This is a genomic window from Streptomyces sp. NPDC041796 (genome assembly GCF_055590785.1).
The window spans coordinates 65,410-84,774 of record NZ_JBVJAH010000019.1 but is presented as its reverse complement, the minus strand read 5'-3'; the positions used below and the strand labels follow the sequence as shown (position 1 = coordinate 84,774).

The 19,365-nt window shown below is 71.4% G+C and carries 22 protein-coding genes and 1 pseudogene; 11 read left to right on the top strand and 12 right to left on the bottom strand.

Annotation, left to right across the window (positions count from 1 at the left end; translation table 11 throughout):
* Nucleotides 1-169: 169 nt before the first annotated feature.
* Nucleotides 170-427, bottom strand: coding sequence for a bestrophin-like domain (locus tag ACZ6C1_RS30715; protein WP_469245424.1), 258 nt, complete (start codon nucleotides 425-427; stop codon nucleotides 170-172).
* A gap of 26 nt (nucleotides 428-453) precedes the next feature.
* Nucleotides 454-591: a hypothetical protein gene (locus ACZ6C1_RS30710; RefSeq protein WP_469245333.1), complete on the bottom strand. Its 138-nt coding sequence runs from the start codon at nucleotides 589-591 to the stop codon at nucleotides 454-456.
* Between the two features lie 795 nt (nucleotides 592-1,386).
* Here ACZ6C1_RS30710 and ACZ6C1_RS30705 point away from each other — a divergent pair.
* The 7 genes from ACZ6C1_RS30705 (at nucleotide 1,387) to ACZ6C1_RS30675 (ending at nucleotide 7,389) form a co-directional block, all read left to right on the top strand.
* Complete coding sequence (locus tag ACZ6C1_RS30705) at nucleotides 1,387-2,238, top strand: HipA family kinase (protein ID WP_469245331.1); 852 nt, start codon at nucleotides 1,387-1,389, stop codon at nucleotides 2,236-2,238.
* Complete coding sequence (locus tag ACZ6C1_RS30700) at nucleotides 2,235-2,618, top strand: DUF3037 domain-containing protein (RefSeq protein ID WP_469245329.1); 384 nt, start codon at nucleotides 2,235-2,237, stop codon at nucleotides 2,616-2,618. The genes ACZ6C1_RS30705 and ACZ6C1_RS30700 overlap by 4 nt, the downstream gene beginning before the upstream one ends.
* Before the next feature lie 146 nt (nucleotides 2,619-2,764).
* On the top strand, nucleotides 2,765-3,526 hold the full coding sequence (fabG, locus tag ACZ6C1_RS30695; RefSeq protein ID WP_469245327.1) for a 3-oxoacyl-ACP reductase FabG: 762 nt from the start codon (nucleotides 2,765-2,767) through the stop codon (nucleotides 3,524-3,526).
* A gap of 18 nt (nucleotides 3,527-3,544) precedes the next feature.
* Entirely contained in the window at nucleotides 3,545-4,312 is a 768-nt protein-coding gene (locus ACZ6C1_RS30690; protein ID WP_469245326.1) for an SDR family oxidoreductase, read from the top strand.
* A 119-nt stretch (nucleotides 4,313-4,431) separates the two neighbouring features.
* Nucleotides 4,432-6,009 carry an ABC transporter substrate-binding protein gene (locus ACZ6C1_RS30685; protein WP_469245324.1) on the top strand — a complete coding sequence of 526 codons (1,578 nt, stop codon included), beginning with the start codon at nucleotides 4,432-4,434 and terminating at the stop codon, nucleotides 6,007-6,009.
* Nucleotides 6,010-6,134: 125 nt separating this feature from the next.
* A complete protein-coding gene (locus ACZ6C1_RS30680) occupies nucleotides 6,135-6,818 on the top strand; it encodes a uracil-DNA glycosylase (RefSeq protein ID WP_469245323.1) in 684 nt (227 codons plus the stop codon).
* 175 nt (nucleotides 6,819-6,993) lie between these two features.
* Entirely contained in the window at nucleotides 6,994-7,389 is a 396-nt protein-coding gene (locus ACZ6C1_RS30675) for a hypothetical protein (protein ID WP_469245422.1), read from the top strand.
* A 495-nt stretch (nucleotides 7,390-7,884) separates the two neighbouring features.
* On the opposite strand, the gene ACZ6C1_RS30670 is transcribed toward ACZ6C1_RS30675, so the two are convergent.
* Both ACZ6C1_RS30670 and ACZ6C1_RS30665 read right to left on the bottom strand, forming a co-directional pair.
* Nucleotides 7,885-8,358 (bottom strand): hypothetical protein, encoded by a 474-nt coding sequence (locus ACZ6C1_RS30670; protein ID WP_469245321.1) that lies wholly within the window; start codon nucleotides 8,356-8,358, stop codon nucleotides 7,885-7,887.
* 48 nt (nucleotides 8,359-8,406) lie between these two features.
* Nucleotides 8,407-9,036, bottom strand: a complete 630-nt coding sequence (locus ACZ6C1_RS30665) for a TetR/AcrR family transcriptional regulator (protein WP_469245319.1) — start codon at nucleotides 9,034-9,036, stop codon at nucleotides 8,407-8,409.
* Nucleotides 9,037-9,117: 81 nt separating this feature from the next.
* Here ACZ6C1_RS30665 and ACZ6C1_RS30660 point away from each other — a divergent pair, with 81 nt between their 5' ends.
* Both ACZ6C1_RS30660 and ACZ6C1_RS30655 read left to right on the top strand, forming a co-directional pair.
* On the top strand, nucleotides 9,118-10,347 hold the full coding sequence (locus ACZ6C1_RS30660; protein ID WP_469245318.1) for an FAD-dependent monooxygenase: 1,230 nt from the start codon (nucleotides 9,118-9,120) through the stop codon (nucleotides 10,345-10,347).
* A 10-nt stretch (nucleotides 10,348-10,357) separates the two neighbouring features.
* Complete coding sequence (locus ACZ6C1_RS30655; RefSeq protein ID WP_469245316.1) at nucleotides 10,358-11,266, top strand: Gfo/Idh/MocA family protein; 909 nt, start codon at nucleotides 10,358-10,360, stop codon at nucleotides 11,264-11,266.
* On the opposite strand, the gene lnt is transcribed toward ACZ6C1_RS30655, so the two are convergent.
* The 5 genes and pseudogenes from lnt to ACZ6C1_RS30630 all read right to left on the bottom strand — a co-directional run.
* Nucleotides 11,187-12,788, bottom strand: coding sequence for an apolipoprotein N-acyltransferase (gene lnt / locus ACZ6C1_RS30650; RefSeq protein WP_469245421.1), 1,602 nt, complete (start codon nucleotides 12,786-12,788; stop codon nucleotides 11,187-11,189). The genes ACZ6C1_RS30655 and lnt overlap by 80 nt on opposite strands.
* A 56-nt stretch (nucleotides 12,789-12,844) precedes the next feature.
* Nucleotides 12,845-13,303: a nuclear transport factor 2 family protein gene (locus ACZ6C1_RS30645; protein WP_469245314.1), complete on the bottom strand. Its 459-nt coding sequence runs from the start codon at nucleotides 13,301-13,303 to the stop codon at nucleotides 12,845-12,847.
* A 67-nt stretch (nucleotides 13,304-13,370) separates the two neighbouring features.
* Entirely contained in the window at nucleotides 13,371-13,586 is a 216-nt protein-coding gene (locus tag ACZ6C1_RS30640; RefSeq protein WP_084896905.1) for a hypothetical protein, read from the bottom strand.
* Nucleotides 13,587-13,989: 403 nt separating this feature from the next.
* Nucleotides 13,990-14,169, bottom strand: coding sequence for a hypothetical protein (locus tag ACZ6C1_RS30635; protein ID WP_469245312.1), 180 nt, complete (start codon nucleotides 14,167-14,169; stop codon nucleotides 13,990-13,992).
* A gap of 76 nt (nucleotides 14,170-14,245) precedes the next feature.
* A pseudogene (locus tag ACZ6C1_RS30630) lies at nucleotides 14,246-14,353 on the bottom strand (undecaprenyl-diphosphatase); the annotation flags it as partial.
* A gap of 560 nt (nucleotides 14,354-14,913) precedes the next feature.
* Between ACZ6C1_RS30630 and ACZ6C1_RS30625 the strand changes: the two are divergent.
* A complete protein-coding gene (locus ACZ6C1_RS30625; RefSeq protein WP_469245419.1) occupies nucleotides 14,914-15,081 on the top strand; it encodes a DUF4177 domain-containing protein in 168 nt (55 codons plus the stop codon).
* A gap of 440 nt (nucleotides 15,082-15,521) precedes the next feature.
* Here the strand turns inward: ACZ6C1_RS30625 and ACZ6C1_RS30620 are convergent, their stop codons facing one another.
* Nucleotides 15,522-16,397, bottom strand: coding sequence for an undecaprenyl-diphosphate phosphatase (locus ACZ6C1_RS30620; RefSeq protein ID WP_469245310.1), 876 nt, complete (start codon nucleotides 16,395-16,397; stop codon nucleotides 15,522-15,524).
* 103 nt (nucleotides 16,398-16,500) lie between these two features.
* Nucleotides 16,501-16,989, bottom strand: a complete 489-nt coding sequence (locus tag ACZ6C1_RS30615; RefSeq protein WP_469245308.1) for a winged helix-turn-helix transcriptional regulator — start codon at nucleotides 16,987-16,989, stop codon at nucleotides 16,501-16,503.
* Nucleotides 16,990-17,165: 176 nt separating this feature from the next.
* On the opposite strand from ACZ6C1_RS30615, the gene ACZ6C1_RS30610 reads away from it, so the two are divergent.
* Nucleotides 17,166-18,335: a thiolase family protein gene (locus ACZ6C1_RS30610; protein ID WP_469245306.1), complete on the top strand. Its 1,170-nt coding sequence runs from the start codon at nucleotides 17,166-17,168 to the stop codon at nucleotides 18,333-18,335.
* A gap of 4 nt (nucleotides 18,336-18,339) precedes the next feature.
* On the opposite strand, the gene ACZ6C1_RS30605 is transcribed toward ACZ6C1_RS30610, so the two are convergent.
* Nucleotides 18,340-19,044 carry a TVP38/TMEM64 family protein gene (locus tag ACZ6C1_RS30605; RefSeq protein ID WP_469245305.1) on the bottom strand — a complete coding sequence of 235 codons (705 nt, stop codon included), beginning with the start codon at nucleotides 19,042-19,044 and terminating at the stop codon, nucleotides 18,340-18,342.
* Nucleotides 19,045-19,365 lie beyond the last annotated feature (321 nt).

The following is a 19,365-nucleotide window of genomic DNA, read 5'->3' as shown; positions in this document are numbered from 1 at the left end:
CCCGTGGCGTCGGCGAGCCGGGCTGCCTGCTTGGTACTTCCGTCAGGGCTTCGAGGCTTCTCCGCGTCTGCTTCAGGTCGAGGTTGGGCGGGGTCGCGCGGAGGAGTCCACCGAGGCCCGTGGTGCTCGGATCTGGTCTTGGCGGCAGCGGTGTGCTGCCGGAGGGCGATTATGCCGTCAGTGGCCATGAGCATGCCGAAGACGGGGGCGTCGCTGCCCATCTGCTGGGCTCTGACGCACCGTGTCCCGGGGCCATCGACGGCCACTCGTGGGCACGCACCGCGCGGGCGTAACAGACGACGTCGCCTTGGAGGCGCTGGCGCTGGGCTGCCGGAGCAAAGTCGGCGACCTCGTACATGTGGTCCACCACAGCGGCCTCCTTGCGGGCCGCTTCGTCTGCTTTACCGTTCGACGTGGAGGCGGTCACCAGGACGAATGCGAGGACGACCACCGTCAGGTCTGCAAGGGCAGGACAAAGTCGCGGATGGTGAGCGCAGGGGTTGCGGTTTCCTCAAGCCGGCTGCGGAGTACCCAGTGCCCGATCACTCCCAGGACCAGGGCGGCTGCGGCTACGACGATGGTGATCAGCACACGTGATCATCGCCTGCTGAGGTGGTCGAGGCGGGGAGGGTACGTCGGCGGTGTGACCGCGGCGCGACCGGGTCCGACCTGCGCAAGCTCCGCCTGCCGTTCCTCGTGGCGGTGGAGGACGAGGTAGTGGGTTACGGACATGTGCATCCGTGGAAGCCGGGTCCGTCGTACCGGCACACTGGTGAGGTTTCCGCGTACCTGACGCCCAGGCGCATCAACCAAAGTTTGGGAGACGCGTTGATGCGGCCGCTGATCGCGGCCAGCCGAGAGGCCGGCATCCGTCAGCCCATGGGGACCTGGCGCAGACCACCGCGGCGTCGCGTACCGACGCTTGTTTGCGTAGATACGGGTTTGAGGAATGGGGACTGCTGCGCGAGGTCGTCCAGAGCGACCTCATGGCCCGTCATCTCACCGGTGGGAACATCGTCTCCTGACGCGACCCGACAACACAGACCAAGCCTGGCAATGGGTGGCGGCCCCCAAGGGCGGCTTCCACGTGCTTCGGCACACCTTGGCCTCGTTCACGCGGGAGGCCGGAGAGTCTGTTGTGACCCTGGACCGGTGGCTCGGACACTGCTCGCCGACGATCACCCTCGGTTACTATGCTCACTTCGTGCCGGAGGCCGGCAGGAAGGGGCGCGGCGTCATCGACGGCCTGCTGGGGGAGCGGGGAGACCGGCCCGCCGGCCGGAACTCCCCGGATTCTCCCAGCGTCGTTGACCGGTGATTCATGCCCCTGCGCCTCGGAGAAGTCGTCCGTGGATGTAAGGCTGAAGAGATAGGTGGCCTGGGAAAGTGCTGGAAGAGGTCGTCGCGACCCGCTATGTCACGCCTTTGCGTGAGGGTGGCTCGCTCCCAGGGATCGTCGAGGCCGACGATCTCGGTACGTACGTCATGAAGTTCACCGGAGCCGGACAGGGTCGCAAGACCCTCGTCGCCGAGGTCATCTGCGGACAGCTCGGCCGCCGGCTCGGGCTGCGCGTGCCCCAACTGGTCAGCATCCAACTGGATCCCGTCATCGGGCTCGGTGAGCCCGACCAGGAGGTCCAGGAGCTGCTCAAGGCGAGCGGCGGGCTGAACCTCGGTATGGACTACCTCCCCGGCTCGATCGGCTTCGACCCGCTCGCCTACGCGATGGACGCCGAGGAGGCGGGCCGCGTGGTCTGGTTCGACGCGCTGATCAACAACGTGGACCGCTCCTGGCGCAACCCCAACATGCTGGTCTGGCACGGCGAGCCGTGGCTCATCGACCACGGCGCCACCATGATCTGGCACCACAACTGGCCGGGCGTCCAGGCCTCCGTCGCCAAACCGTACGACGCCTCCGACCACGTGCTCGCCTCCTTCCGGCCCGACGTCCCGGCCGCGGCGGCCGAACTCGCCCCGCTGGTCACCGAGGAACTGCTCACCGAGGTGGCCGCCGACGTCCCCGACGAGTGGCTGGTCGACGAGCCGGGGTTCGACACGGCCGACGCGCTGCGCCGCGCCTACGTGGAGGCGCTGCTGTCGCGTGCCGCGACCATCCACGAGCGGATCTCCCTCGGGGAGCGCACCGAACCGGGGCCGTCCAGCGCCCCCGGGTGGCTCACCGACCACCTGGCGCCCTGGCCGCACCCCACCAAGAGCAGCGAGGACGGCAACCAGTGAACGACCGGGACGTCTTCGAGTACGCGCTGCTGCGCGTCGTGCCGCGTGTCGAGCGCGGCGAGTGCTTCAACGCGGGCGTGGTGGTGTACTGCCGCGCCAAGGCCTTCGTGTGCGCCCGTACGCACCTCGACGAGGCGAAGCTGCGGGCGCTGGACCCGGACGCCGACGTGACTGGCGTACGGGCCGCCCTGCGTGCCGTGGAGGGTGTCTGCGAGGGCGGCGAGCACGCGGGGCAGGCGGCGCGTGACGACGCCGGGCGGCGCTTCCGGTGGCTGATCGCACCGCGTTCCACGGTCGTCCAGCCGGGGCCGGTGCACACCGGCCTCACGGGCGATCCGGTGGCCGAGGCGGAGCGGCTGCTCGACCTGCTGGTGCGCTGAGTGACCGGGCGCACCCGGTGGGCCGTTGACACCGGGTGCCAGGGTCTCTAGCGTCTCGTCTGCTGAAGGTACTAAGCGGTCGCTCACCGGCAGGGACGTTGCCGGCCGAGCCGCCTATCCGGGATCCAAGGGCGAGGAGAACCAGCATGTCCACCACCGAGCAGCGCGTCGCGGTCGTGACCGGGGCCGCGCGGGGCATTGGCGCCGCCACCGCGGTCCGGCTCGCGGCCGAGGGCCGCGCCGTCGCCGTACTCGACCTCGACGAGGCGGCCTGCAAGGACACCGTCGAGAAGATCACCGCGGCGGGCGGCAAGGCCATCGCCGTCGGCTGCGACGTCTCCGACAGCGCCCAGGTGGAGGCCGCCGTGGCGCGCGTCGCCACCGAGCTCGGCGCTCCGACGATCCTCGTCAACAACGCGGGCGTGCTGCGTGACAACCTGCTCTTCAAGATGAGCGAGTCCGACTGGGACATGGTCATGAACGTGCACCTCAAGGGCGCGTTCCTGATGGCCAAGGCCTGCCAGAAGCACATGGTCGACGCGGGCTTCGGCCGGATCGTCAGCCTCTCCTCGTCCTCCGCGCTCGGCAACCGCGGCCAGGCCAACTACTCGGCCGTCAAGGCGGGCCTCCAGGGCTTCACCAAGACCCTCGCCAAGGAGCTCGGCAAGTTCGGCATCACGGCCAACGCCGTGGCACCCGGCTTCATCGTCACCGAGATGACCGCCCAGACCGCCGCGCGCGTGGGCATGGGCTTCGAGGAGTTCCAGGCCGCCGCCGCCACCCAGATCCCCGTCCAGCGCGTCGGCCGGCCCGAGGACGTCGCCCACGCGATCGCCTTCTTCGCGGGCGACGACGCCGGATTCATCTCGGGCCAGGTCATGTACGTGGCCGGCGGCCCGCTCAACTGAGACGGAAGGGTGACGGACATGACCGCACAGGAACTGCCCCCGCTGTCCGGCAAGGTCGCCCTGGTCACGGGCGCCAGTCGCGGCATCGGCTACGGCGTCGCCGAGGCGCTCGTCGCCCGGGGTGACCGGGTGTGCATCACCGGGCGCGGCGAGGAGGCGCTCAAGGAGGCCGTGGAGAGGCTGGGCGCCGACCGTGTGATCGGCGTCGCCGGCAAGGCCCACGACGAGGCGCACCAGGCCCTCGCCGTGCAGCGCACCATGGAGGCCTTCGGCCGTGTCGACTTCCTGGTGAACAACGCCGGTACGAATCCGGTCTTCGGCCCGATGGCCGAGCTGGACCTGAGCGTCGCGCGCAAGGTCTACGAGACCAATGTCATCTCGGCGCTCGGGTTCGCCCAGCAGACGTGGAAGGCGTGGCAGAAGGACAACGGCGGTGCGATCGTGAACATCGCGTCGGTCGCCGGAATCGCCCCCTCGCCCTTCATCGGCGCCTATGGCATGAGCAAGGCCGCCATGGTCAATCTGACTCTCCAGCTCGCGCACGAATTCGCCCCCCGGGTCCGCGTCAATGCGATCGCCCCGGCCGTCGTGAAGACGAAATTCGCCGAGGCCCTCTACGAGGGCCGGGAAGCGGAGGCGGCGGCCGCGTATCCGCTGGGCAGGCTCGGGGTGCCCGAGGACATCGGCGGGGCCGCCGCATTCCTCACCTCCGGGCAGTCGGACTGGATCACCGGCCAGACACTGGTGGTCGACGGCGGAATTTTCCTCAATGCCGGAGTCGGCTGATCCCGATTTTTCCGATTGATTGCTAGATGCCGTAAGTGCCCCGCCCGGCCACCACATTGACCTGGCGGGGCACTGCGGTATGGTCGGCCGACCCATGGCTGAACGAGGAGCGTGCGCACGTGTTCAACCGGACCAGTCTGCAGGCGGCTGCAGCCCTTGCGTCCATATCCCTGCTGGCGGGATGCAGCCTCTTTTCGGGGGATGACGCCGATGGGGAGAACAAGATCGTAGTCGGCACGACGAGCGAACCCAGCACGCTCGACCCCGCGGCCGCCTGGGACGGCTCCTGGGAGCTGTATCGGAACGTCTTCCAGACCCTGATGAGCTTCCCGACCGGCAGTGCGACCCCGCAGCCGGACGCGGCCGAGTGCAAATTCACCGACACCGTGAGCAAGGTCTACGAATGCCGGCTCAAGGAGGGGCTGGCCTTCTCCGACGGGGCCAAGCTCGACGCCCGTGCCGTGAAGCACTCGATCGACCGGATCCGCACGATCAACGCCAAGGGTGGCCCCGTCCCGCTCCTCGGGTCCCTCGACAAGATCGTGACCAGCGGCGACCGCACCGTCACGTTCCACCTCAAGGAGTCGGACGCCACCTTCCCGTTCATCCTGGCCACCCCCGCCATGTCGATCGTCCCGCCCGAGAAGTACCCGGCGGACGCGCTGCGCGAGGACGGCAAGGTCACCGGATCCGGCCCGTACGTGCTGAACTCGTACGAAGAGGGCGCCAAGGCCGAGCTCACCAAGAACCCCACCTACAAGGGTTTCGCCAGCCGTAAGAACGACGCCGTCACCATCCGGTACTTCAAGGAGTCCGAGGCGATGGTCGGCGCGCTGCGCGCCAAGGAGATCGACGCCACCTACCGCGGTCTCACCGCGGAGGAGGTCGTCCAGCTCAAGGAGAAGAAGCCGGAGAACGAGGGGCTCCAGCTGGTCGAATCGACTGGCGCGGACATCCGCTACCTGGTGTTCAACGCCAAGGACCCCTCCGTGAGCAAGCTCGCCGTCCGCCGGGCGATCGCCCAGGTCGTCGACCGGGACATGCTGGTCGCCAAGGTGTACCGGGGCACCGCCGAACCGCTGTACTCGATGGTCCCCAAGGGCATCGCCGGGCACACGACCGCCTTCTTCGACAAGTACGGGGACCCGGACGTCGACAAGGCGAAGAAGATGCTGGACGAGGCCGGTGTCGACGGGCCGGTCGCGCTGACGCTCTGGTACACCACCGACCGCTACGGTTCGGGCACCGAGGCCGAGTTCCGGGAGCTCAAGCGGCAGCTCGAGGCGTCCAAGCTGTTCACGGTCACGCTGAAGGGCAAGCCGTGGAAGGAGTTCCAGGAGGGCTACCAGAAGGGCGAGTACCCGACCTTCGGACGTGGCTGGTTCCCGGACTTCCCGGACCCCGACAACTTCATCGCCCCGTTCGTGGGCAAGGAGAACGTGCTGTCCACCCCGTACGTCCAGCCGGAGATCACCGACCAACTGCTGCCCAAGTCCCGCAAGGTCAGCGACCGGGGAGCGGTCACGGAGGAGTTCGAGCGGGCGCAGGAGATCCTCGTGGACGACGTCCGGCTGCTGCCGCTGTGGCAGGGCAAGCTCTACATCGCGGCGAGCGAGGAGATCGCGGGCGGCGAGCGTGCGCTGGACCCGCAGACGGTCATGCAGATGTGGGAGTTGCAGCGCAAGACGAGCTGGTGAGCACCGGCCGGTGGGGACCGGCTGTTGAAGATCGTATGAGAGACCGGCCGGTGGGGCCGGTTGTCAGTGGTCACCGGTAAGTTCTGTGAACAGACAAGGCGATCACCCCACCGGAGGTTGTTGACGTGACCGACACCGACATGCTGCCCGAGTCCTGGCGCGGCGTCCTCGGCGATGAGCTGCACAAGCCGTACTTCAAGCTGCTCACCGAGTTCGTCGAGGAGGAGCGGGCCAAGGGGCCGGTCTACCCGCCGCGCGAAGAGGTGTTCGCCGCCCTCGACGCCACTCCCTACGACAAGGTCAAGGTCCTCATCCTGGGCCAGGACCCGTACCACGGGGAGGGGCAGGGGCACGGCCTGTGCTTCTCCGTGCGGCCGGGCGTCAAGACCCCGCCCTCCCTCCGCAACATCTACAAGGAGATGCAGGAGGAGCTCGGACACCCCGTGCCGGACAACGGCTATCTGATGCCGTGGGCCCAGCAGGGCGTCCTCCTCCTCAACGCGGTGCTCACGGTCCGGGCCGGCGAGCCGAACTCCCACAAGGGGAAGGGCTGGGAGAAGTTCACGGACGCGGTGATCAGCGCCGTGGCCTCGCGGCCCGACCCGGCCGTCTTCGTCCTGTGGGGAAATTACGCGCAGAAGAAGCTGCCGCTGATCGACGAGACGCGGCACGTGGTGGTCAAGGGCGCGCACCCCTCGCCGCTCTCCGCGAAGAGGTTCTTCGGCTCCCGTCCCTTCACCCAGATCGACAAGGCCGTCGCCGACCAGGGCCACGACCCCATCGACTGGCGCATCCCGAACCTGGGCTGACCGGCGGCTGCCCGAGCCTGAGCGGGAATGCGGGTGACTGCGGCTAGCGTCGGAACCCCGGCCCCGGGCCTTTGCCGGCCGGGGCCGGGTCGCCGACGGACGAGTGGAGGCCGCAGTGCGGGAGCAGCAGCAGGACGCGTCCGAGGACGCCGTCCTCACCAGGATCGGGCAGACGATGATGCTGCTCCACGGCGGTGACCGGGAGGAGGCCCGCAACCGCTTCGGTGAGCTGTGGGAGCAGCTCGGAGCGGACGGCGACCCCCTCCAGCGCTGCACGCTCGCGCACTGCATGGCCGACGCCCAGGACGACCCCTACGACGAGCTCGCCTGGGACCTCCGCGCGCTGACCGCCGCGGAAGGGCCGGACGGGCCCCGCCCGGCGCTGCGCGCCCTGTACCCCTCGCTGCACATCAACCTCGCCGCCGACTACGTCAGGCTGCGCCGTCCGGACGCCGCCCGTATCCACCTCGCCCGCGCACGCGCCGCGTCGCACAGCCTGCACGACGACAGCTACGGGCACGGCGTCCGCGCCGCCATCGCCCGCCTCGCGGAGCGCCTGGCCACGGACTGACCTCCCGCCCCCGCCCTAGGGGGTGCCCCACGGGGCGTGCGCGTGGGGCGGCCTGCGGTAGTGCCCCACGGGGCGTGCGCCCGTGGGTGGGCGGCGCCCGGGCCGGTTCGGGGCGTCTGCCCCGAGCGGCGGGGGCACGCGGCGGTGCCCCGTGGGGCGTGTGCCTGGGAGGACGGCGCCCGGGTCGGTTCGGGGCGTGTGCCCCGAGCGGCGGTGCCCTCGTGGGCCGCGCACGCGGTGGTCCCCCCAGGGCGCGTGCCCACGGGTGGGCGGCGGCCGGGCCGGTTTCGGCCTGGGCGCCCTGAGCCCACGCGGCGGGGCGCCGGTCGGGGACGCCGGGTGACCGGTGGGGCCGGCGCCCGGCCGGTTCTGCGCGCCGATCTCGGTCCCGCACGAGCTGGAGCGCCGTTCTGCGACGCAGGTGACCGGTGGGGCCGAGACCGTTCAGGCGGCCGGTGAGGGACCCGCCTGCGAGGTCGGGGGACCGCGGTGGGGTCAGTGGCCGTAGGCCTCCCGGCAGAGGCGGGCCTGGCGGCTGTCGGGGTCCCAGCCTCCGTGGCTCCGGCCGAGCGCGCAGACGTCCGGCACGGTGGCCGGGAGGGGCGGCACCGACGGCGGGTGGACACGGGGGAGCCGCTCGCGCAGCCGCTCCGGGGACGGGAGCCCGGCCGGCCGGTCGGAGGGCGGGTCGGTGCGCGGAGCAGGGGGCGGCGCGGCGGCCGGTGCCCGGTGGGGGCCCGCCTGGGACGGGGACCGCGGCGCGGGCGCCGAAGGGGGCGGCAGCGCGGCCTCCAGGGCCTCCCGCGCGGGGCCCTCGACGACCTGCGGCGCGACCTCCTGTCGGGCAGGGCTGCTCGCCTCAGGGGCGGCCGGTACGGGGGGCGGGTCGTGGTCCACCGACACACAGCCGGAGACGGCCGCCACGGCCACGGTCGCCAGGACCTTCGCGGTGATTCTCGTTCGTCGCACGCGGTAACTGTGGTCGGTGACCGGCCCCTTGGGGATCGCTACCCGAGGTTATTGCTCCGCACGAGTGAGGGAGGCGGCGGCAAGGTGATCAGCCCCGGGCGCCGGGTGGGCGCCGAGCATCCCGTACAGCAACTCGCCGAATCCGGCGCGCAGTTCCGCCGGGCTCGGTACGGCGGAGTGGAACGGCCCCACCGCGCAGGAGAACATCATCCCCTCGCACCAGGACACCAGGGACAGGGTGTGGCGCTCCGGCTGCCCCGATCCGGCCGCTCGCATCAGCTCGATCAGCGGCTCCCGGAACCGTCGCCCGGTCTCGTCGTAGAACGTTCGCAGCTCGGGGCGGCGGGTGGCCTCCAGCGCCAGCTCGTAGCGGGCGACGAGCAGGTCGCGGTGGTCGGTGAGGTAGCGGTGCAGCGCCAGGGACATGGTGTCGAGCAGCCCGTCGAGGCCCTCTCCCGGCCCGGGCATCTCCTCCATGGACAGCACCTGGGCCTCCCGGTCGGCGAGCCGCCGCACCGCCGTCTCCAGCAGCGCCTGCCGGGTCCGGGCGTAGTTGGAGGTCGAGCCCTGGGGGAGGCCGGCGGCCTCGTCCACCGCGCGGTGGGTCAGCCCGCGCATGCCGCGCTCGGCGAGGAGGGCCAGGGCGGCGTCGGCGATCAGGTCGGCGCGTGCGGTCATGGGACCAACCTACCGCCCGCACTACATCCGTAGTACGGTGGTGAGGTCACTACAGGTGTAGTGCCGGATTCCGGAGGAATCATGGACAACAGAACCGCCACGCCCCTGGCCGTCGTCATCGGAGCGGGCATCGGCGGACTGACCGCCGCCGTCGCCCTGCACCGGCGCGGCTGGCGCGTCACCGTCCTGGAACGCGCCGCGTCGCTCCAGCCCGTCGGCGCCGGCATCGGCCTCGCCCCCAACTCACTGCGCGCCCTGGACGTCATCGGCCTCGGCGACGAGATCCGCGCCCTCGCCGCCTGGCAGGGCGACGGCGGGATGCGCGCCCCGAACGGCCGCTGGCTCTCCCGTACCAACGCGCAGGCCGCCGCCGACCGGTTCGGCGGCCCGCTCGTCCTGGTCCACCGGGCCACGCTCATCGACGCCCTGGCCTCCCGGTTGCCGGACGGGGCCATCCGTACCGGGACGGCCGCCACGCTCACCGAGCCAGGGTCCGCCACCGGGGACCGCCCCGCCGTGGTGACGACCCCGGAGGGCGACATCGAGGCTGCCCTCGTCATCGGCGCCGACGGCATCAACTCCGCCGTCCGCCCCGCCCTGTTCCCCGCCCACCCCGAGCCCGCCTACGCGGGGATGACCACCTGGCGCGTCGTCATCCCCGCCCCGGAAGAGCCCTTCCACCCGCACGAGACCTGGGGCCGCGGGGCCCTGTGGGGCACCCAGCCGCTCAAGGACGGCCGCCTCTACGCCTACGCGGCCGCCGCCGCACCCGCCGGAGGCCACGCCCCCGACGACGAACGCGCCGAACTGCTGCGCCGCTTCGGCACCTGGCACGACCCCATCCCCGCGATCCTCGACGCCGTCACCCCCGACCAGGTCCTCCGGCACGACGTCCGCCACCTCACCACCCCGCTGCCCGCCTTCCACCGCGGCCGGACCGCCCTGCTGGGCGACGCCGCCCACCCCATGGCGCCCACCCTCGGCCAGGGCGGCAACCAGGCCATCGAGGACGGCATCGTGCTGGCCCACCACCTGCCGCCCCACGGCGACCCGGGCGCCGGACTCGCCGCCTACTCCGCCGCACGTCTGCCCCGCACCACCGGCATCGTCCGCAAGTCCGCGCACGTCGCCCGGCTGGTGTCCCTCTCCAGCGCCCCGGCCGTCGCCGTCCGCGAGACCCTGATGGCCCTCTCCCGCTTCGGCCCCGGCCTTGCGCTGCGCACCTTCGACGGCATCGCCGACTGGCGGCCTCCCCAGCACACGTATTCTGACCGGGCACAGGGGCGCGAGGACAGGCGCGTACGGCGATAGGGAGAGCACTGTGAAAATCGGCTGCATCGGACTCGGCGACATCGCGCAGAAGGCGTACCTGCCGGTGCTCGCCACCGTCCCCGGCGCCGAACTGCACCTCCAGACCCGCACCCCGGCGACCCTCGCACGGGTCGCCGAGACCTACCACGTGCCCGCCGACCGGTGCCACACCGACCTGGACTCACTGCTCGCCGCCGGGCTCGACGCCGCGTTCGTGCACGCCCCGACCTCCGTGCACGCCGAGATCGTCACCCGGTTGCTGGAGGCGGGCGTGCCGACGTACGTCGACAAGCCCCTGGCGTACGAACTCCACGACTCCCGCCGCCTGGTGGAGCTCGCCGAGCGGCACGGCGTCAGCCTCGCCGTCGGCTTCAACCGCCGCCTCGCACCCGGCTACGCGCAGTGCCAGGACCACCCGCGCGAGCTGATCCTGATGCAGAAGAATCGGATCGGCCTGCCGGAGGACCCGCGCACACTCGTCCTCGACGACTTCATCCACGTCGTCGACACCCTGCGTTTCCTGCTGCCCGGCCCGGTCGAGCACACCGACGTACGCGGGCGGATCCGCGACGGCCTGCTGCACCACGTCGTGCTCCAGCTCTCCGGTGACGGCTTCACCGCCATCGGCATGATGAACCGGATGAACGGCTCCACCGAGGAGATCCTCGAAGTGTCCGGGCAGGAGACCAAGCGCCAGGTCCTCAACCTCGCCGACGTCATCGACCACAAGGGCCAGCCCAGCATCCGGCGGCGCGGCGACTGGGTGCCGGTCGCCCGCCAGCGCGGCATCGAACAGACCGTGCACGCCTTCCTCGACGCCGTACGGGCCGGGAAGACGCTCAGCGCCCGGGACGCACTCGCGACCCATGAGCTGTGCGAGCGGGTGGTACGGGAGTGCCTGGAGCAGGCCGCCGCCTGACCGCCCGGCCGACCTCGACGGCACACAGCGCCACCAGCACCGCGACGGCCCCGTACACCGGCCAGTCACCGAACCGGACGTACGGAGTCGTCGCCCCGGACAGCGGAACCTCGTACACGGCGGCCGCACTGCGGTCCGTACCGAGCGGGTCGCCGACGCGGCCCCCGTCCGGCCCGTACACCGCGCTCACGCCGGTCAGCGTCGCGTGCACCATCGGCCGCCCCGTCTCCGCCGCCCGCAGCGCCGCCAGCGACGCGTGCTGCCCGGGTGCCCAACTGTGCTGGAAGGTGGACGTCGCCGACTGCGCCACCAGCACCTGCGCCCCCTCAGCGGCCAGGTGCCGGCTCATGTCGGGGAACGCCGACTCGAAGCACACCAGCGGGCCCAGCCGCAGTCCCCGTTCCCCGACCGTCATCACCACCGGGCGCTCACCCCGCCTGCGGTCCTCGGCGGCCGCCTTGCCCACCGAGGTGGCCCACCCCAGCACCGACCGGAACGGGACGTACTCGCCGAACGGCACCAGCCGCATCTTGTCGTAGCGGTCACCGGTGGTGCCACCGGGATCCACCAGGACACTGCTCTTGTAGATGCCCGGCCGGTCCGAGCGGCGCGCGTCCACGTTCACCAGTACCTCGGCACCGACCTCACGGGAGAGCTTCGCCAGCCGGTCCGTGTAGGCGGGCCGCGCCGTCAGGTCCGCGCCGACACTGCTCTCGCCCCACACCACCAGGTCCACGTCACCCCGGCCCGCCAGTTCCCGCGTCAGCTCCTCGCCCCGCGCGAACCGCCGTTCCGCGCCGCCCACCCCGTTGATGACACCCGGCTGGACGACGGCGACCCGGACCACCTGCCCGGTCTGCTGGGGGGCCGGCACCCACCACGCCGCCGCCCCCATGGCGACCGCGCACACCACGAGGCCGGCGACCGCCGTTCTCCGCAGGGACCTCACCGACACCAGCAGGGTCACCGCCGTGTTGACCGCCACCACCAGCAGGGTCACCAGCCACACACCGCCCAGCGACGCCAGACGTAGGGCGGGCGGCACCTGCCACTGGCTGGCGCCCAGCAGCCCCCACGGACCGCCCAACCCCTCCCAGGACCGCACCAGTTCGACCATCAGCCAGCCCGACGGCACGACGACCAGAGCGGCCACGGCACGCGCGCGTGACGGCGCCCCCGCCAGCATCAGCCGCACCAGCGGCCCCCACGGCGCCCACAACAGCCCCAGCAACGCGGCCAGCAGGAGGATGAACACATGGAGGCTCGGCATCAGCCAGTGGTGGACGGCCAGCATGAAGCCGAGGCCGCCCAGCCATCCGTCCAGAGCCGCGCGGCGTCCGGTGGGCGCCGTACGGACGAGCAGCATCCACGGCACCAGCGCCACGTACGCCCACCACCACAGGGACGGCGCCGGAAAGGCCAGCGCGGGCAGCGCCCCGGCGGCCACCGCCGCCGCACCCCGCCACCACGGGGACGTCATCAGCCGCCCCGTGCCGCCCCGGCCGCCGACCGCATTCCGCATCCGCGCCTCCTCGCGCAGTGGGGGCACCCCTGACGCCTCCAGTGTGCGGGAGCCGGTCATTCCGCCGACAGTACGCCCGTAGCGCGTCGCCACTTCTCGTGCACGACCACCGTCCGCAGCCGCCATCCGCCGTCCGTGCGCGTCAGGGCGAACGTGTACCGCCCGCCCGAGACGAAGTCGTCTCCCGCCGCCATCCGCATCGGGTTCACATAGTCGGCCAGCGCCTCGGCGCTGTCGCCTGGATAGCCGCCCATGTCCTCGATGGCCACCCGCCGGTTGACGATGAGGTGCTGGCGCACGGGGAACAGCCGCATCGTCTCCGCCAGCCAGTCCGCGACCTCTCCCGCCCTGCCCGCGACACCGCCCGCCGCCCGGTAGTCGGCGTGCCCGTCCCCCGTGAACAGCTCGCGGTAGGCGGACCAGTCCGCGTCGTCCACCGCCACCGCGTACCGGGTGATCACTTCGTCGATGGCGAGCCGGTCCATCACGGTCGCGAGATCCACGCGCTGCGTCATCGCTTCAGTGTCGGGCAGCGGGAGCCGCGGGCCAAGAGCCCTGCACGGCCGCCCTGCGCCCCGTCCCTCAGGCCGCTTCCCAGTGGTGGGCCCGGCCGCCGCGCCACTCCACGAGGTGCGGGTCGTCCAGGGAGATGTCGGCCTCGTCCAGCCCGGCCCGCCGCAGGAACTCGATGAGGTCCGCGTCGTTGTGGGCGAGCCCCACGATCTGCCCGCGTATCGTCACGCGCCGCCCACCCCCGGGGGAGGGGCGGTGCACGACGACAGGTGCTTGCCAGGCCATGGGACCAGGGTGCGCCGCGCGGCGCGTGATCGCAGCCGGGCGGGAAGTCGGGACAGGGTTCACACGGGGTGTGAACGGAATGCATGCATATATGCGCCGCGCGCCCTCGCGCCCATCCGTGGTGCGCGGGACCCTCTTTATGTGTGTTCGGGACGGAGGACCCGGGCATGGGGCCGCCGGTCACCCCCCCCTGCCGGCGGCCCCCGCCCATGCCCGGAGCCGGTGCCCGTGCCGGGAGCCGGTGCCCGTGCTCGGGAGACTCCGGCGGGTCGGGCGCGTACGGCGGCGGGACGTCACCGATGACGTGCGCCGGGGAGGCGTCGCGGCGCCGGGCGAGGCAGGCCTGGGGCGGGTCGTTCGGATCTTGGCACCCCGGCGGGGCCGGGGCACGCGCCGGGCGGTCCTACGCGGCCCTCGCGACGTCACCCTGCTGCGACGTCCGGGCCCACTGGAGGACCAGGGCGCTGTAGATCCGCTGCTCGTCCGCCGACAGCTGCCCGCCGGAGCGCACCCACAATTCCCGGATCGCCGCGTTCAGGGCGTCGGCATCCGGGGTGGGCAGCTCGTCTGGGGATCGGGTCATGGCAACCAGCGTAGGCGGAGGTGCGGGCGGTCAGGCTACTTCCAGGGCCGTTTTGTGACGAAGCTCCCGCGGCCGGTCAACCGCCCGACTCCCCGGCGTGCGGGCTGAGGACACCCATCCCGACCAGCGCGAACAGCACCAGACCGAGCAGGATCCGGTAGATCACGAACGGCATGAGCTTACGTCGCAGGTCAGCCCTCTGTCGTCGATGCGACACCTTGCCTACGCACCACGGTCAGGCGAGCCGAATACAGCCACAAGGGCGCGAAGCGGGCGCACACGCAGAAGGCCCCCGCCGAGAAGGCGGGGCGTTCCTTCGTGTGATCAGGCGCCCGGCACCGCCGGCGGCGTCGCCGACCGTGTCCCGCACACTTCGTTCACTCGTTCGGCTCGGCTGGTTGGCCGCTGTAATCAGGGCCCACTTAGCCTCACCAATGTGCCTCAACTGCTGCGCGCAGCAACTGGACCCGTTGCCCTACGCGAGAGGCGCCCCAAGCCACGCGGCACCCCTGCCCTCAAACACGGAGTACATCCATGCCACGACTCACCCCCTCGACACCCACCCGCCTCAGCCCGCGCCTCCTATGGTGGTCGCTCAGCTCCGCGCTCGTAGTGTCGGTCGCTGCGGCCCTGCTACTGCTCCTGCCGACCGGCGAGCAGGCAAAAGCGAAAAACCCCACGGTGACCACCGCCTCGAATCGAATCGAAGCCAAATCCACCCCCACAGGAGGTGGCAGCGCGGAACTGGCGAAGTGGGAGTACGCGACCATACCGCTACCCCTCAACGCGACCAAGCAGACCCTCGACACCTTCGGCGACGACGGCTGGGAGCTCGTCCAAGTCGTGCCCAACCACCCCGGCCCCAACGATGGCCAACTCGTGGCCTACATGAAGCGCCCGAAATTCGGATAAGCATCAAAACGGCCTAACCGGGGCGCAGCGCAAGGGGGCGACACGAACCGGACGCATACAGAACGCCCCCGCCGGGCAGGCGGGGGTGTCGGGGGTGACGGTCGGACGCGCGACACCGCCAGCGGCGCCGGCACCGGCGGGCTAGGCGGTGGATCGCTCGCGGTCCACCCGGTCCGCGATTCAGCGCACCCACTCGCGACTGAGGGCGGGTACTCCGAGATGGTGGTCGGCGACAGGCCGGCGCGTCGGGCCTCTGCGATCACATCCTCCGCTCTGCCCTCCTTGCTCGGTGGAGACCAGCGGCCTCCCTCACGAGCTCAAGCGCCCGCTGCGCGCCTGCGCTGTCGCGGGCGAGCCTCGGTGAAGGAGGTTCGGGTGCCGGGAGAAGAGCCCCGGTGACGGCTGTCTGGATGAGGGGGAGAGGATCGCTGAGGCCCCGGTCAGCCGCCCGACTCCCCGGCGTGCGGGCTGAGGACACCCATCCCGACCAGCGCGAACAGCACCAGACCGAGCAGGATCCGGTAGATCACGAACGGCATGAAGCTCTTGGTCGTAATGAACTTCATGAACCACGCGATCACCGCATAACCGACACCGAAGGCGATGATCGTCGCGAAGATCGTCGGCCCCCACGACACGTGTCCGCCCTCGGTCGCGTCCTTCAGCTCGAAGAGCCCGGACGCCAGTACCGCCGGGATGGCGAGCAGGAAGGAGTACCGGGCCGCCGCCTCGCGGGTGTAGCTCATCAGCAGGCCGCCGCTGATGGTCGCTCCGGACCGGGACACACCGGGGATCAGTGCCATCGCCTGGCACATGCCGAAGATCAGGCCGTCCTTGACCCCCAGGTCCTTCAGCGTCTTGCGCTCCGGCGCGGCACGGTGCCGGCCGCCCTCCTCGACCCGGGCCGCGAGACGGTCGGCGATGCCCAGGACGATGCCCATCACGATCAGCGTCGTCGCGATCAGTCGCAGATCACGGAAGGGGCCCTCGATGTGGTCCTTGAGGGTGACGCCCAGCACACCGATCGGGATCGAGCCGACGATGACCAGCCAGCCCATCTGTGCGTCGTGGTCGCCGCGCATCGCCTTGTCCGTGAGCGAGCGGAACCAGGCGGAGACGATCCGCGCGATGTCCTTGCGGAAGTAGATGAGGACGGCCGTCTCGGTACCGATCTGCGTGATCGCCGTGAAGGCCGCGCCCGGGTCGTGCCAGCCCGCGAAGGCCGCGGTGAGGCGCAGGTGTGCGCTGGACGAAATGGGGAGGAATTCCGTCAGCCCCTGGACGAGTCCGAGGATGAGCGATTCGAACCAATTCATGGGGCTAGGGCCGTCCCGAATGTGCTCGTGCGGTCAATGAGGGGGCCGTTGATCGACGGCCGGTCGGTGCGCAGCGTACAGCCCTTAGATGAATGAACCCCTCTCAGGTCTCGACGGGACCCGCCACCGTCCAGCCGGGAGCCCGCACATGCGGGGTCAGGGTGTCACCACGGGCCTCCTCGCCGCAGCAGCCGCAGACCACGACCGGGCGGAGCGGGACGCCGCACGTGTGCTCGACCACCGTCGGCGGCTCGTCGTTCAGGTGCCGGTCGCCCCAGGCCATGAGGGTGAGCAGGACGGGGTGCAGGTCCCGGCCGGCGTCGGTGGGGCGGTACTCGAAGCGCCGCGGGCGCTCGCTGTACGGGACCTTCTCCAGGATGCCGGCGTCGACGAGGCGGCGGAGGCGCGCGGTGAGGATGTCGCGGGGGGCTCCGGTGTTGCGGGCGATGCGGTCGAAGCGGCGTACGCCCAGGAACACCTCGCGCAGCACCAGCAGCGAGTACTTCTCGCCGACGAGCGCCAGGGTGTCCGCGATCGAACAGGGCCGGGGGTGCTTCGGCCGGGACTCCTTCACCGGTGGGGTCTCCTTCATGCGGCTTCCTCCAGGCGACGTCCATGCGACGTCCATGGGGCGTCCCCCATGGCGGCCACCTTAAGGGGGAGGGTTGGATTTCCCAACTCACTGCGTTATGTTACCGACGAGTGTTGGTCCAGTTTTCCAACTCACTCGCCCGTCAGCCCACCTCCCGCGAACGAGGAGCCGTACCCATGCGCGACGCCGTCATCGTCGAGGCCGTCCGGACCCCCATCGGCAAGGGCAAGCAGAACGGAGCCCTGGCCGGAACCCACCCCGTCGAGCTGCTCTCCCACACCCTTCGCACCCTCATCGAGCGCAGCGGCGTCGACCCCGCCCTCGTCGACGACGTCATCGGCGGCTGTGTCGACCAGGTCGGCGAGCAGGCCATGAACACCACGCGGTACGCCTGGCTCGGCGCCGGACTGCCCGAGCACGTGCCCGCCACGACCGTCGACCGCCAGTGCGGCTCCTCCCAGCAGGCCACCCACTTCGCCGCACAGGGCGTGATGTCGGGCGCGTACGACATCGTGGTCGCCTGCGGCGTCGAATCGATGAGCCGTGTCCCCATGTGGTCGAACGTGCCGCCCGGCGCCGACCCGTTCGGCCCCGGCGTCGCCGCCCGCTACCCCGAGGGCCTGGTGCCGCAGGGCATCAGCGCCGAACTGATCGCCGCCAAGTGGTCGATCGACCGCACCGCGATGGACGAGTACGCGGTGATGTCGCACCAGCGGGCCGCCCGTAGCTGGGCGGACGGGTTGTTCGACGCCGAGGTCGCCCCCCTGGCGGGCCTCCGGAGCGACGAGTGCGTCCGGCCCGGCACGACCACGGAGATACTGGCGGGGCTGCGGCCCGCCTACCACGACCCGGTCTTCGCCGAACGGTTCCCGCAGATCGACTGGTCCGTCACGGCCGGCAACGCCAGCCCCGTCAACGACGGCGCCTCCGCCGTGCTGATCATGGCCGGCGACACCGCCCGGAAGCTCGGACTCCGTCCGCTCGCCCGCCTGCACGGCTTCGCCGTCACCGGCTCGGACCCGCTGCTGATGCTGACCGGCGTGATCCCCGCCACCGAGAAGGTGCTGCACAAGGCCGGACTGCGGCTCGACGACATCGACCTCTTCGAGGTCAACGAGGCCTTCGCCGCCGTCGTCCTGGCCTGGCAGCAGGAGACCGGCGCCGACCTCGACCGTGTCAACGTCCACGGCGGCGCCATCGCGCTCGGCCACCCGCTGGGTGCCAGCGGCACCCGGCTGACGACCACCCTGGTCCACGCCATGCGCGAGCGCGGTGCCCGCTACGGCCTCCAGACCATGTGCGAGGCGGGCGGACTGGCCAACGCCATGATTCTCGAAGCGCTGTAGGAGCTCAACGGCTGCGCAGGCGGTGCCGCTTGCACCAGGCGACCACCGCGGCGCCCAGCCCGCTCAGCACGATGAACCCCATCGCGAACAGGAAGGCGGGCGAGGTCGGCGACGCCGCCTCGCTCCCCGCCACCACGTACGCCGCCGTGTTGGGGATCGATCCGAGCCCGGTCGCCAGCAGGAACGGCAGGTATCCCATGCGCGACACCGCCGCGCAGTAGTTCGCCGCGGCGAACGGCACTCCTGGGAACAGCCGGATCGCCAGCATGGACCGGAACCCGTGCCGGCTCAACTGCCCGTCCGCCGCCTCGAGCCAGCGCCCCCGCACCAGCGGCCGCAGCGCGTCCTGCCCCAGCACCCGCCCCAGCGTGAAGGCGATCCCGGCGCCCAGCACCGTCCCCGCGACCGCCGCCGGGAGCCCCGCCTGGGAGCCGAACAGCGCACCCGCCGCCAGGTTGAGGATCGGCCTCGGCACGAAGGCAGCGGTGCACAGGCCGTACGCCAGCGCGAACAACACCACCGCGCCCGCACCGCTCACCTGCGGCGGCCAGCCCGCCGACAGCAACCGCTGAGGCTCGTACAGCACCACCGTCACCGCCGCCGACGCGAGGACGACGAGGAGCAGCGACAGTCGCGACCACGGCGACAGAAGAGCGCGGGAGCAGCGGACGGCGAGACCGGCCTGGGGCCTGGCGACGGGGTCGAGCATCCGGGGAGACTAACCGACGGGGCGCCGTGATCGCCGTAACGCCCGCCTCACGCACGCCCCGCCGGCCTCGTCGGCCCCCCAGGCACCACCGGTCCCGGGCGTAGCGAAAATCGGTCGACGCGCGGCTCCCGCCGCGCCATGATCAGCACATGTTCCGGTACGCCTTCCCCGCAGCGCCGTCCGCAGTCGCGGACGCGCCGAAGGCTGCCGCATTCGCTTTCCCGGCCGTTCTCGACGGCGCCCGAAGCTGACCCTTCCCGGATCGTCCGGCGGACCCCGCAGGGGGAGGGTCGGCAAGGCCCAGGGGTCCCCTTCATCGCT

Bases quoted from the DNA above. Each gene is read 5' to 3' on its own strand.
- ACZ6C1_RS30605 (WP_469245305.1), bottom strand. From the start codon at position 19,044: ATGCTCGACCCCGTCGCCAGGCCCCAGGCCGGTCTCGCCGTCCGCTGC.
- ACZ6C1_RS30660 (WP_469245318.1), top strand. From the start codon at position 9,118: ATGGACAACAGAACCGCCACGCCCCTGGCCGTCGTCATCGGAGCGGGC.
- ACZ6C1_RS30635 (WP_469245312.1), bottom strand. From the start codon at position 14,169: ATGACCCGATCCCCAGACGAGCTGCCCACCCCGGATGCCGACGCCCTG.
- ACZ6C1_RS30610 (WP_469245306.1), top strand. From the start codon at position 17,166: ATGCGCGACGCCGTCATCGTCGAGGCCGTCCGGACCCCCATCGGCAAG.
- ACZ6C1_RS30675 (WP_469245422.1), top strand. From the start codon at position 6,994: ATGATGCTGCTCCACGGCGGTGACCGGGAGGAGGCCCGCAACCGCTTC.
- ACZ6C1_RS30690 (WP_469245326.1), top strand. From the start codon at position 3,545: ATGACCGCACAGGAACTGCCCCCGCTGTCCGGCAAGGTCGCCCTGGTC.
- lnt (WP_469245421.1), bottom strand. From the start codon at position 12,788: ATGCGGAATGCGGTCGGCGGCCGGGGCGGCACGGGGCGGCTGATGACG.
- ACZ6C1_RS30615 (WP_469245308.1), bottom strand. From the start codon at position 16,989: ATGAAGGAGACCCCACCGGTGAAGGAGTCCCGGCCGAAGCACCCCCGG.
- fabG (WP_469245327.1), top strand. From the start codon at position 2,765: ATGTCCACCACCGAGCAGCGCGTCGCGGTCGTGACCGGGGCCGCGCGG.
- ACZ6C1_RS30640 (WP_084896905.1), bottom strand. From the start codon at position 13,586: ATGGCCTGGCAAGCACCTGTCGTCGTGCACCGCCCCTCCCCCGGGGGT.
- ACZ6C1_RS30620 (WP_469245310.1), bottom strand. From the start codon at position 16,397: ATGAATTGGTTCGAATCGCTCATCCTCGGACTCGTCCAGGGGCTGACG.
- ACZ6C1_RS30665 (WP_469245319.1), bottom strand. From the start codon at position 9,036: ATGACCGCACGCGCCGACCTGATCGCCGACGCCGCCCTGGCCCTCCTC.
- ACZ6C1_RS30645 (WP_469245314.1), bottom strand. From the start codon at position 13,303: ATGACGCAGCGCGTGGATCTCGCGACCGTGATGGACCGGCTCGCCATC.